11 protein-coding genes and 1 pseudogene are annotated in these 11,899 nt (G+C 68.4%); 7 read left to right on the top strand and 5 right to left on the bottom strand.

Features of this window, described 5'->3' with window-relative positions; all coding sequences use genetic code 11:
* From RJ03_RS00145 to pknB, 5 genes and pseudogenes are all read left to right on the top strand, one after another.
* Positions 1 to 854 (top strand): annotated as a pseudogene (locus RJ03_RS00145) (serine/threonine protein phosphatase); the annotation flags it as partial.
* Complete coding sequence (locus tag RJ03_RS00140) at positions 854 to 2,338, top strand: FtsW/RodA/SpoVE family cell cycle protein (RefSeq protein WP_036496933.1); 1,485 nt, start codon at positions 854 to 856, stop codon at positions 2,336 to 2,338. The pseudogene RJ03_RS00145 and the gene RJ03_RS00140, both read left to right, overlap by 1 nt.
* Positions 2,335 to 3,801, top strand: a complete 1,467-nt coding sequence (locus RJ03_RS00135; RefSeq protein WP_036496932.1) for a peptidoglycan D,D-transpeptidase FtsI family protein — start codon at positions 2,335 to 2,337, stop codon at positions 3,799 to 3,801. The genes RJ03_RS00140 and RJ03_RS00135 overlap by 4 nt, the downstream gene beginning before the upstream one ends.
* Positions 3,802 to 3,883: 82 nt before the next feature.
* Positions 3,884 to 5,383: a protein kinase domain-containing protein gene (locus RJ03_RS00130; RefSeq protein ID WP_036496931.1), complete on the top strand. Its 1,500-nt coding sequence runs from the start codon at positions 3,884 to 3,886 to the stop codon at positions 5,381 to 5,383.
* On the top strand, positions 5,380 to 7,281 hold the full coding sequence (pknB, locus tag RJ03_RS00125; protein ID WP_036496930.1) for a Stk1 family PASTA domain-containing Ser/Thr kinase: 1,902 nt from the start codon (positions 5,380 to 5,382) through the stop codon (positions 7,279 to 7,281). The genes RJ03_RS00130 and pknB overlap by 4 nt, the downstream gene beginning before the upstream one ends.
* A 13-nt stretch (positions 7,282 to 7,294) precedes the next feature.
* Here pknB and RJ03_RS00120 read toward each other — a convergent pair whose 3' ends face one another.
* From RJ03_RS00120 to RJ03_RS00110, 3 genes are all read right to left on the bottom strand, one after another.
* Complete coding sequence (locus RJ03_RS00120; RefSeq protein ID WP_232329212.1) at positions 7,295 to 7,801, bottom strand: deaminase; 507 nt, start codon at positions 7,799 to 7,801, stop codon at positions 7,295 to 7,297.
* On the bottom strand, positions 7,798 to 8,511 hold the full coding sequence (locus RJ03_RS00115) for a RibD family protein (RefSeq protein ID WP_036496929.1): 714 nt from the start codon (positions 8,509 to 8,511) through the stop codon (positions 7,798 to 7,800). Before RJ03_RS00115 ends, RJ03_RS00120 begins: the two co-directional genes overlap by 4 nt.
* A gap of 95 nt (positions 8,512 to 8,606) precedes the next feature.
* On the bottom strand, positions 8,607 to 9,245 hold the full coding sequence (locus RJ03_RS00110) for an aminodeoxychorismate/anthranilate synthase component II (protein WP_036496928.1): 639 nt from the start codon (positions 9,243 to 9,245) through the stop codon (positions 8,607 to 8,609).
* A gap of 82 nt (positions 9,246 to 9,327) precedes the next feature.
* Here RJ03_RS00110 and crgA point away from each other — a divergent pair, with 82 nt between their 5' ends.
* Together crgA and RJ03_RS00100 are read left to right on the top strand one after the other, a co-directional pair.
* Positions 9,328 to 9,591 carry a cell division protein CrgA gene (gene crgA / locus RJ03_RS00105; protein WP_030516702.1) on the top strand — a complete coding sequence of 88 codons (264 nt, stop codon included), beginning with the start codon at positions 9,328 to 9,330 and terminating at the stop codon, positions 9,589 to 9,591.
* A gap of 140 nt (positions 9,592 to 9,731) precedes the next feature.
* Positions 9,732 to 10,250 (top strand): PH domain-containing protein, encoded by a 519-nt coding sequence (locus RJ03_RS00100; protein ID WP_083870489.1) that lies wholly within the window; start codon positions 9,732 to 9,734, stop codon positions 10,248 to 10,250.
* Positions 10,251 to 10,271: 21 nt separating this feature from the next.
* Here the strand turns inward: RJ03_RS00100 and RJ03_RS00095 are convergent, their stop codons facing one another.
* Both RJ03_RS00095 and RJ03_RS00090 read right to left on the bottom strand, forming a co-directional pair.
* Positions 10,272 to 11,141 (bottom strand): rhomboid family intramembrane serine protease, encoded by an 870-nt coding sequence (locus RJ03_RS00095; RefSeq protein WP_083870488.1) that lies wholly within the window; start codon positions 11,139 to 11,141, stop codon positions 10,272 to 10,274.
* 14 nt (positions 11,142 to 11,155) lie between these two features.
* Positions 11,156 to 11,683, bottom strand: a complete 528-nt coding sequence (locus RJ03_RS00090; RefSeq protein WP_036496926.1) for a peptidylprolyl isomerase — start codon at positions 11,681 to 11,683, stop codon at positions 11,156 to 11,158.
* Positions 11,684 to 11,899 lie beyond the last annotated feature (216 nt).

Raw genomic sequence — 11,899 nt, 5'->3', positions numbered from 1 at the left:
CGGCCGACCGGCTCATCGAACTGGCTCTGCGCAGCGGCGGCCCCGACAACGTCACCGTCGTCGTCGCCGATGTGATCGATCTCGACTACGGCCAGAGCCACCCCATCGTCGCGGGCGCCGCCTCCGGTGAGGACGAGGACACGCCGCCGCCCAATACCGCCGCCGGGCGCGCCGCCGCCATGCGTCCGCCGCGGGCGGCACCCCGCCGGGCCGCGGTCGCGGCGGAACCGCCCGAGCCGCGCAAGAGCCACAAGGGCCGCTGGATCGCACTGGCCGTCGCGCTCGTCGTGGCCGTCGTGGTCGGACTCGTGGTGGGCTACAAGATGATTCGCAGCAACTACTACGTGGGCGCCGACAACGGCAACGTGGTGATCATGCGCGGTCTGCCCGGCTCGGTTCTCGGCTATTCGATTCAGGATGTGGACCAGCTGGTCTGCGTCGACTCGCGCAACAAGGTCACCCTCATGCGACCGGGCGCCGGATTCCCGAGCGGGTGTAAGCAGCTGGCGGTGGCCGATCTGCAGCAGACCGGCCGCGACAAGGTCAACAACGGCTTGCTGCCGCCGGGTGGATTCGATTCCACGCGTGGGCAACTGGAGAAGCTGGCCGCCACCGACCTGCTGCCCGTCTGCGCGAAGCCTGCGCCGCCGGTCGCTCCGCCGCCCGCCGAGGGCAGCACCGTGGCCCCGGGCAGCCCGGCTCCCGCCACACCCGCACCCTCCCCCGCGCCCAACACCCCGGGTACGTCCGCGCCGAACCCGACCAATGCCCCCGCCCATTCCGAGCAGCCGGCACCCACCACCGCGGCGCCGGCCCCTCAGACTCCGGGGGAGAACTGCAGGAAGGCGGACTGATGTCCGCACCGGCACCGCCGTCCGCTGGAGCGTTCCCCAGTCCACCGGGCGGGTTCGCTCCCGCGCCGCCACCCTCGACCCGCCGCAACGTCGAACTGTTGCTGCTGGGTTTCGCGGTGGTCATCACCACGGTTGCGCTGGTGCTGGTGGAGGCCAGTCAGGATCAGGAAATCACCTGGGATCTGGCCAAATTGGGTTTCGCCTATCTGGCGCTGTTCGGTGTCGCCCATCTCGCGGTGCGGCGCTTCGCCCCGTTCGCCGATCCGCTGCTGTTACCGATCGCCGCGCTGCTCAACGGACTCGGGCTGGTGCTGATCCATCGCCTGGATCTCGCCGACGAGCAGACCGCGATCCACAACTCGTGGTCGATCCCCTCCCCCGACGCCAATCAACAGGTGCTGTGGACAGCGCTGGGGATCACCCTGTTCATCGCGGTGCTGGTGCTGCTGCGCGACTACCGCACCCTGGCCCGCTACGGCTATACCCTCGGGCTGCTCGGCCTGGTGGCGTTGATGATCCCCGCGCTGCTGCCGGGGAGGTTCTCCGAAACCAACGGCGCCAAGATCTGGATCCGGTTGCCCGGTTTCAGTGTGCAGCCGGGTGAATTCGCGAAGATCCTGCTGATCATCTTCTTCGCCTCGGTACTGGTCGCCAAGCGGGACCTGTTCACCGCGGCCGGGCGCCATGTCCTGGGCATGGAGTTGCCGCGACCGCGCGACCTCGGCCCGATTCTGCTGGTGTGGGCGGCCTGCCTGGTCGTGTTGTTCTTCGAGAAGGACCTCGGCACCTCGCTGCTGATCTTCGCCACCGTGCTGGCGATGCTCTACATCGCGACCGAGCGGGTGGGCTGGCTGATCGTCGGCGCCGGACTGCTGGCGCTCGGATTCTTCCTCGCCTACAACGCCTTCGGCCACGTGCGGGTGCGGGTGTCGACGTGGTTGCACCCGTTCGACGACTACAACAGCACCGGCTACCAGATCTCGCAATCGCTGTTCGGGCTCGCGACCGGCGGCCTGGCCGGGACCGGACTCGGCAGCGGCCGGCCTTCCCAGGTGCCGTTCGCCAAGACCGACTTCATCATCGCCACCATCGGTGAGGAGCTGGGCCTGATCGGGCTCACCGTGGTGCTGATGCTGTTCGCCGTCTTCGTGGTGCGCGGATTGCGCACGGCCCTGGCGGTCCGCGACAGTTTCGGCAAGCTGCTCGCCGCCGGATTGGCGTTCACCATCGCCATTCAGGTATTCGTGGTGGTGGGTGGCGTCACCAAACTGATTCCCCTGACCGGACTCACCACCCCCTTCGTGTCCTACGGCGGCTCCTCGCTGCTCGCGAACTACGCCCTGCTGGCGTTGCTGGTGAAGATCTCCGACGCCGCTCGGGCGCCGGCGCCGGCTCGCCGCCGGGAAGCCGCACCGATCGCCGAAGCACAGACCGAGATGATCCGCGCCGAGACGCCCCGACCCGAGAAGGGAGAGCCGGCATGAACACCCCGCTCCGCCGGGTCGCGATGGCGGTCATGGTGATGATCGTCGCGCTGCTGGTGAACGCGACCTACGTCCAGGTCATCAAGGCCGACAGCCTGCGCAACGATCCCCGCAACTCCCGGGTGCTGCTCGACGAGTACAGCCGCCAGCGCGGTCAGATCTCGGCCGGCGGCACGGTGCTCGCCAGTTCGGTGGCCACCGACGACCGCTACAAATACCTGCGCACCTATCCCACCGATCCCTCCGCCTACGCCCCGGTGACCGGCTTCTACTCGATGCAGTACGGCAGCACCGGGCTGGAGCGTTCCGAGGATTCGGTGCTCAACGGTTCCGACAGCGCGCTGTTCGGGCGCCGCCTGATCGACATGATCTCCGGCCGCGATCCGCGCGGCGGCAACGTGGTGACCACCATCAATCCGATGATGCAGAAGGTCGCCTACGACCAGCTCACCAGCAAGGGTTACACCGGTTCGGTCGTCGCGATCGAACCGAGTACCGGCCGCATCCTGACCATGGTGTCGACACCGAGCTACGACCCCAACCAGCTCTCCACGCACGACGGCGCGCGCGCCACCCAGGCCTGGGAATCGCTGAGCGCGGACCCGAGTCAGCCGATGTTGAATCGTGCGGTGTCGCAGACGTATCCGCCCGGTTCGACCTTCAAGGTCGTCGTCGCGGCGGCCGCACTGTCGATGGGGATCAAGCCGGAGGACGCGTTCACCGCGGCGCCGAACATCACCCTGCCCGGGACGAACACCACGCTGGAGAACTACAACGGCACCCCGTGCGGCGGGGGCGCGACCGCGACCATGCACGACGCGTTCCGGCTCTCGTGCAACACCGCCTTCGCCGAGATCGGCATGAAGGTGGGCGCGGCCAAACTCAAGGACGAGGCCACGGCCTTCGGCATCGGCCCGCATTCGGGCATCCCGATCCCGGTGGCCGACAGCACGGTCGGCCCGATTCCGGACAACGCGGCGCTGGCCCAGACCAGCATCGGACAGCGAGACGTAGCTCTCACCCCACTCGACGATGCGGTGATCGCGGCTACCGTAGCCAATGGCGGTGTGCGGATGGAGCCGCATCTGGTCGACCGGACCCAGGGTCCCGACCTGCGCGATCTGTCCACCACCAAACCGGTGTCGGTCGGGCAGGCGATCAGCGCCCCGGTGGCCAGCCAGCTGACCGGGCTGATGATCGATTCGGAGAAGGCGACGGCCGGGGGCACCCAGCCGCGGCCGTACCAGATCGCTTCCAAGACCGGCACCGCCGAACACGGCAGCGACCCGCGCAACACCCCGCCGCACGCCTGGTACATCGCGTTCGCGCCGGCGCAGAACCCGAAGATCGCGATCGCGGTCATCGTGGAGAACGGCGGCGACCGCGCGCTGGCCGCGACCGGTGGATCGGTGGCGGCGCCGGTGGCGCGGGCGGTGCTGGATGCCGGATTGCAGGGGGGCTGAGGACGATGAGTAAGCGAGGACCAGGACCCCAGGTGGATATGCAACAACGTCGTGATCGGCGAACCTACCGTCGGGGGCGGCCATGCTGAACAACGGTGCCCTGATCGCCGATCGGTATCGGCTGCAACGTCTGATCGCCACGGGCGGTATGGGCCAGGTGTGGGAGGCGTTGGACACCCGCCTGGACCGCCGGGTCGCGGTGAAGGTCCTCAAGGCCGAATTCTCCGCGGATCCGACGTTCCGGCATCGGTTCAAGACCGAGGCCAAGACCACCGCGCAGCTCAACCACCCCGGCATCGCGGGGGTCTACGACTACGGCGAGACCTACGACCCGCAGGGCGGCGAAACCGCCTATCTGGTGATGGAGCTCGTCCAGGGCGAACCGCTCAACGCGGTGCTGAACCGGCTCGGCCGGCTCTCGGTCGGCCAGGGTCTGGACATGCTGGAGCAGACCAGCCGCGCCCTCGAGGTCGCCCATGCCGCGGGCGTGGTCCACCGCGACGTGAAGCCCGGCAATATCCTGGTCACCCCCACCGGCCAGGTGAAGATCACCGACTTCGGCATCGCGAAGGCGGTCGACGCCTCACCGGTGACCAAGACCGGCATGGTGATGGGCACCGCCCAGTACATCGCTCCCGAGCAGGCCACCGGCGAGGACGCCACCTCGGCCAGTGACGTGTACTCGCTCGGCGTCGTCGGCTACGAGGCGCTGTCGGGGCATCGGCCGTTCACCGGTGACGGTGCCCTGACGGTGGCGATGAAGCATGTGCGCGAGGCGCCGCCGCCGATGCCGGCCGATCTGCCGCCGAACGTGCGCGAGCTGATCGACATCACGATGACCAAGGATCCGACGCGGCGCTATCACAGCGGCGGCGAATTCGCCGATGCCGTGGCCGCGGTCCGGGCCGGTCGCCGTCCACCGCCGCCGCGCGGAGGTGCGGTCCCGCAGACCGGCGCCACTCGCGTCCTCCCGCCCGGCCCGACCGCGATCATCCCGCGCGGTGACTATGACGGCGCGACCGCCCGTTATTCGACCGCCGAACCGGCCCGGGTGGGCGCGGCGGCCGGCTCGACGGCCATGATGCCGGGCCCCGGCCCGGCCGGCGACACCGAGAAGCCGGGATTCACCACCGGTCAGAAGGTGATGGCCGGACTCGGCGCGGGCGCGGTTCTGCTCGGCGGCCTGGCCGCCTGGGTGCTGCTCAGCGGTAAGGCCCCGGATTCGACGGTGTCGCCGGTGAAGTCGACCACCTCCGTGGTCGCGCCCCCGCCGCCGACCACGGTGTGGACCACGAACGAAGAGCCCACGACCACCATCCAACCGGCCCCGCCGCCGGTGGTGACGACCACTCCCGAGCCGACGACGACCACCACACCCCCGCCGACCACGACCACCACGGCACCGCCGACGACCACCACCCGGGAGCGGCCGACCCGCACCACGCGTCCCACAACACGCCCGTCCGTCCCCTCGCTCGACCTACCATTGCCGGGGGCCGGCGATTCGCTACCGGGGGCCGGCGGTACGCACGAAGCCGACAGCAGTAGACACCCTGACACCTCCTCACAAGGACTGCCATGACGACCCCGAAGAATCTGTCTTCTCGCTACGAACTGGGCGAGATCATCGGATTCGGTGGTATGTCGGAGGTGCACAAGGCTCGCGACCTGCGGCTGGGGCGCGACGTGGCGATCAAGGTGCTGCGCGCGGATCTCGCCCGCGACCCCACGTTCTATCTGCGCTTCAAGCGCGAGGCGCAGAACGCGGCGGCGCTGAACCATCCGGCGATCGTCGCGGTGTACGACACCGGCGAGGCCGAGATCGACGGCGGCCCGCTGCCCTACATCGTGATGGAGTACGTCGACGGCGAGACGCTGCGCGATATCGTGCGCGGCAAGGGTCCGCTGCCGCCGCGCCGGGCGATGGAGATCATCGCCGATGTCTGTGCCGCACTGGATTTCAGCCACAAGAACGGCATCGTGCATCGCGATATGAAGCCGGCCAACATCATGATCAACCGCCAGGGTGCGGTGAAGGTGATGGACTTCGGTATCGCGCGTGCCATCGCGGACAGCTCGAATCCGATGACCCAGACCGCCGCGGTGATCGGCACCGCGCAGTATCTGTCACCGGAACAGGCGCGCGGCGAACAGGTCGACGCCCGGTCCGACGTGTACTCCGTCGGCTGTGTGCTGTACGAAATCCTCACGGGGCAGCCGCCTTTCACCGGTGATTCGCCGGTCGCGGTCGCCTACCAGCATGTCCGCGAGGATCCGAAGCTGCCCTCGCTGGTTCATCCGGGCGTACCGCGCGAACTCGATTCGGTCATCCTCAAGGCGATGAGCAAGAATCCGGCCAACCGGTATCAGTCCGCGGCCGAGATGCGCGCCGATCTGATCCGGGTGCTGGGCGGCCAGAAGCCGCAGGCGCCGATGGTGATGACCGAGGAGGACCGCACCACCTTCCTCGGCAGCATGGATCCCGAACCGCGCAGCTACCGCACGGTCGAACGCAACGACGGCGACGACGAGCCGGAACCGGAATCCGACGGTTCGAGGCGCAAGGTGTGGATCGGTATCGGTGCCGCCGCGGTGGTCGCGGTGCTGGTGGCGCTGTTCTGGGTGTTGCTCGGCCCGGGCAGCAGACCCGATCAGGTCGCGATCCCCGATCTGTCCAACCAGCCGGCGGAGCAGGCGCGCAACGATCTTCAGAAGCTGGGTTTCAATGTCGCCGTCCAGCCGAAACCGGACGGCAAGGTAGCCAGCGGCAACGTGGTCGCGACCCAGCCCCTGGGCGGTGCGCGCGTCGACAAGGGGTCCACGGTGACCCTGCAGATTTCGACCGGTCCGCAGCAGGTGCCGGTGCCACAGCTGACGAAACTGACCCAGCAGCAGGCCGAGCAGAATTTGAACGCGGCCGGGCTGCTCCTGGATCCGCAGATCCAGCGCGGCGCCTCCAGTCCGGAGGACAAGGACAAGGTGATCGCCGAATCCCCGGCCGCCGGAACCAAGATCGATGCCGGTTCGAAGGTGACGATCACCCTCGGCAAGGGGCCGGACCAGGTTCGCGTGCCCGATGTGGTGGGTCAGTCGATCGATGTGGCGGAACCGAATCTGGCCGACAGCGCGGGGTTCAAGGTCGTGATCCAGAAGGTCAGCTCGTCGCGGCCCGCCGGTGAGGTGCTGTCCACCGATCCGGCCGGCGGTTCGATGGCCGACAAGGGGTCGACCATCACCGTGCAGGTGTCCAGCGATCAGATCACCATGCCGTCGCTGACCGGGCTCACCCCGTCGCAGGCCGTGGACAAACTGCGCTCGGTGGGCTGGACCGGCGGTGTGGGCCAGATCAGCCAGAGCACCCAGGGCACGTTCGACGCGAGCAATGTCGGCCGGGTGATCGATCAGCAGCCGCGGCCCGGTTCGTCGGTGGCACGCAACGCGACCATCACGATCGTCACGGGAGTGCTCGGCCCGCCCTGACGCGGGCCGGTGATCACAGCGCGAGGTGGCGATTCATCGACATGGCCTCCTCGGCCAGGTCGGGAAGTTCGACCACCTCGACGCCGTGGTCGCGCAGATTCTCCACGCCGACACAGTTCTCCACGAAGGTGCGCGGTTCACGCCACGCGATGACGACGCGCGGAATTCCCGCGGCCAGGATGCGATCGGCACACGGGACGCGGCCGACCGAGGCCCGGGTGGAACACGGTTCGAGCGTGCTGTAGATGGTGGCCTGCGCGAGCCGGGGATCGGCGCCGAGTTTGTTCAGTGCCGATTCCTCGGCGTGCACCTTCGCCTCGGTTTCGCGGGAGTAGCCGTGGGCGAGTTCGACGCCGTCCGGGCCGACGATCACCGCGCCGACCGAGAAGGCGGTGGCACTGGGCGGGCACAGCCGGGCCAGGCCGATCGCGTGATGCATCCAGAACCGGTGCGCCCCGGGCCGGCCGGGGATACGGCTGCCCGACTCGACCGACTCCCACGCATCGGATTCGGTTGTCACTGTGCGTCTTTCATCGTCGCCGAACTCCCATCGGAGGGTGCCGGCCGCGGCAGATACCGCAGGACTGCGATATCTCCGAGGCGAGTGATATCCACCAAAGCCATTCTGCGCCGAGAACCGCCGGGAAAGTCGGCCGGATGCAAAAATTTCGGGGCCGCGCTGTCACCGACCAGCACCGGGGCGACCGCCATCAGCAGTTCGTCGGCCAGATCCGCCGCCAGGAAGGCGGTGTGGATGCGGCCACCGCCCTCGACCATCAGGCGGGCGATCCCGCGCTCGCCCAGATCGTCGAGGAGCGCGCCGAAGTCGACGGAGCTACCGAGGGCGACGACCTCGGCTCGGCCGGTGAGCCGATCGCCCAGCCGCTCCCGCCCGGCCGTGGTCGTATAGACCAGCCGCCGGCCACCCTGGTTCCACAACCGCTGCCCGGGGTCGAGTTCACCGCTCGCGGTGACGACGACACGTACCGGGAATTCGGGTTTTCCCGCCGCGATCCGCGCCTCGCGTCGCCGCTCACTGTTCAGCGACAACCGAGGATCGTCGCGTCGCAGGGTCTCGGCTCCGATCAGAATCGCGTCGGATTCGGCACGCACCTGGTCGACGCGATCGAAATCCTGGGCGTTGGACAGCAGCAATCGTTGCGGACCGGCGTCATCGATATATCCGTCGATGCTGGTGGCCACCGAGAGCACGACGTAGGGCCGGGCCATCAGCGCCGCCGGGGCACGATGACCGCGCCGAGCTCATGCATGCGCAAACTCCTTGTCACGGTGAGGCTTCCGCGTGCCCCGGCGCGGCGGCCCGGTCACACCAGCGCGGCGACCTCGGATTCGAGCGTCTGGACCAGGCCCTCGGCCGGACGCTCGCCGCACACCTCGAGCCAGTTCGCCAGCATCCGGTGCCCACCCTGGGTGAGCACCGATTCGGGGTGGAACTGCACGCCGTGGATGGGCAGGTCACGGTGCCGCACGGCCATCACGATGCCGCTCTCGGTGCGTCCGATCACCTCGATATCACCGGGCAAGGTGTCCTCGAGCACGGTCAGCGAGTGATAGCGGGTGGCGGTGAACGGGTCGGGCAGCCCCGCCAGCACTCCGGCGCCGATGTGGAAGACCGAACTCGTCTTACCGTGCAGCAGCTCGGGGGCGCGGGTCACGGTCGCGCCGAACGCCTCTCCGATCGCCTGATGTCCCAGGCACACGCCGAGCAGCGGAGTCCGGGTCCTGGCGCAGGCGCGGACCAGTTCGATACTCGCGCCGGCACGGTCCGGGGTGCCCGGGCCCGGGCTGATCAACAGGCCGTCGAAATCGGCGGCCACGGCGTCGGTGTCCTGCAGCCGGGAGTCGTCGTTGCGCCAGACGGTCGCCTCGGCACCCAGCTGGCCCAGATATTGGACCAGGTTGAATACGAAGCTGTCGTAATTGTCGACGACCAGAACACGCATGGTTCGAGAGTACGTGGCACCACCATCGATACGCAGCTGAGATAGCCTTTAGGCAGACCTGCACGCCGAATACGAGGACGTCATGCCCAAGTCGAAGGTCCGCAAGAAGACCGACTACACGATCAACCCGACCAGCCGCACCCCGGTGAAGGTGAAGGGCGGTCCGTCGCCGGTCTGGTATGTGGCGATCATGCTCGGCTTCATGCTGGCCGGTCTGGCGTGGTTGCTGGTCTACTACCTGGGCGCCGACCACATCCAGTGGATGAGCGATCTCAACGCCTGGAACTTCCTGATCGGCTTCGGACTGATGGTGATCGGCCTGATCATGACGATGCGGTGGCGTTGATCGTGCTGTCGCACGGGTGGCGCTGATCGTGCTGTCGCACGGGTGGCGCTGATCGCGCGGCGTTTGCGCTTATTACACGCGTGTGATTCATGCACACCTGTGGATGATTTTGTGGACAACTCGAGGAGCAATTGGGGACCGTGAGCACACCGCCCGAACACCCCGAGTCCGATCGTCCGGAGTCCGCTGGGGAATTCGGTAGTTCGGAGCCGGCGCCCCGGCTCGAGTGGTCCACACCGGCGCCCGCCCTGGCCGCGGTCACCCTCGGCGGAGCGGCGCTGGCCGTGGCCGCCGCGTTCGCCTCCGACGCACCGAGCCGGCTGTTGATCGGCTTGGCCGCGGCGCTACTGCTGTGCCTGGCCGGATTGGGCTTCCGGCAGCGCCCACGCCTGACCGTCGTTCCCGGAAAACCGGCCCAGCTGGTGGTTCGGGGCCTGCGCGGGCCGGTCGGCTACGGTCCCGACCAGATTCTGCGGGCCCGAGTCGTCGGGTTCCGGCGCCTGGGCCGCAGCATCCCCAATCTGGAACTCGACGTCGACCACAAGGGCGAGGAGCGGCTGGTCATCTTCGGCCGCTGGGACCTCGGTACCCACCCCCAGGACGTCCTGGATGTGATGAGCGTGCACGGTCTCGTTCCCGCCGAACCCCGCGACAACTGACGGGATCCGCCGCGGACCGAATCAGGCGAGAACCGCCGCACCCGCACCGATCAGCGCGATCGTCAGCGCCGCGAGGCCTGCCACCGAACCCCATCCGATCCATCGAATCGAATCCCGGGTCCGCGCCCGCAGCCATTCCGGCAGGAACAGGATTCCGGCGGCGGCGAGCGTGCCCGCCACCAGTCCACCGAGATGGCCCCACAGCGAGATACCCGGCAGCGACACGCTGATGAGCAGGTTGATCGCGATCAACACCAGCATCTGCACGGGGCTCTGCCGCAGCCGCAGCAGAATGACGGTCATCGCGCCGAACAGGCCGTAGATGGCGCCGGACGCACCGGCCGTGGCGGAATCGGTCGCCAGCCACATGACGGCCGCCGATCCGCCGAGCAGCGAAACCAGATAGATCGCGAGGAATCGCGCACGTCCCAGCACGAGTTCGGTATCGCGGCCGAGAATGTAGAGGGCGAACATGTTGACCACCAGGTGCAACGGCCCGTAGTGCAGGAATCCGGAACCGAGGACGCGAATCCACTGCCCCTGTGCGACCCACTTCGGTGCGAGCACCCAGTCGTAGAACAACTGCGACAGATGATTGTCGGTGACACTGTGGGCTTGGCTCGCGGTGACCGCGAAGACCGCGACATTGATCGCGATCAACGCGTAGGTGACATACGGCGTGCGACCTGCGGTGGCGGACGGACCGCTGACGGCCGGCCGGCCGGGACGAATATCGCTGCGCCCCTGCGCGACACACTCCGCACAGTGCTGTCCGACGGCGGCCGGTTGCAGACATTGGGGGCACGCCGGCCGCCCGCACCGCGTGCATGCCAGTCCGGTGGTGCGATCGGGATGGCGGTAGCAGGTCGGTGCGGGCGGTTGCGGATTCACGAAACTCCGATGGGTCAGCTCAGGGTGATGCTCGAGATGACGACCGGCTCCTTCGGCCGGTCGTTGCGGTCGGTCGCGGTGGTCGCGATGGCGTCGACGACCTTGCGCGAATCGGCGTCCACCACTTCGCCGAAGATGGTGTGGCGGCGATTCAGGTGCGGCTGCGCACCGACGGTGATGAAGAACTGCGAACCGTTGGTGCCGGGCCCGGCGTTGGCCATGGCCAGCAGGTAGCCGCGGTCGAAGCGCAGCTCGGGGTGGAATTCGTCGGCGAATTCGTAGCCCGGCCCACCACGGCCGGTACCGGTCGGGTCACCGCCCTGAATCATGAAACCGTCGATCACGCGGTGGAATACGCTGCCGTCGTAGAACGGTCCGGAGGTACCGCCGCCGGCGTTCTTCGTCGTGTAGGCCGCGCTGCCGTCGGCGAGGCCGACGAAGTTGCGCACCGTCTTCGGGGCGTGGTTACCGAAGAGCGAGATCTTGATATCGCCGAGGTTGGTGTGCAGGACGGCCACGGCGGTCTGATTCGGTGAGGTCACGCCGAATATCGTGCCATGTCGGCTGTCCGTACTCGCAGGGCGCGCCTAGCCGGTGTGCGCCGCGTCGTCGGCCGGCTGCACCGACGTCCCGGGTGCGGTCGCTCCGCCCGCGTATCCCAGCCGCGGTGGTTCCGCGGCCGGCTCCGGCAGCTGCGGGCGACGCGAGGCGGCCGCCCATGCGGCGCCGCCCGCGGCCGCGGCAACGCCCGCCGCGAT

The organism is Nocardia aobensis NBRC 100429, from assembly GCF_000308375.1.
GTDB lineage: Bacteria > Actinomycetota > Actinomycetes > Mycobacteriales > Mycobacteriaceae > Nocardia > Nocardia aobensis.
Note: the sequence above shows the minus strand (reverse complement) of the source record. Positions and strands in the feature narration are given on the sequence as shown.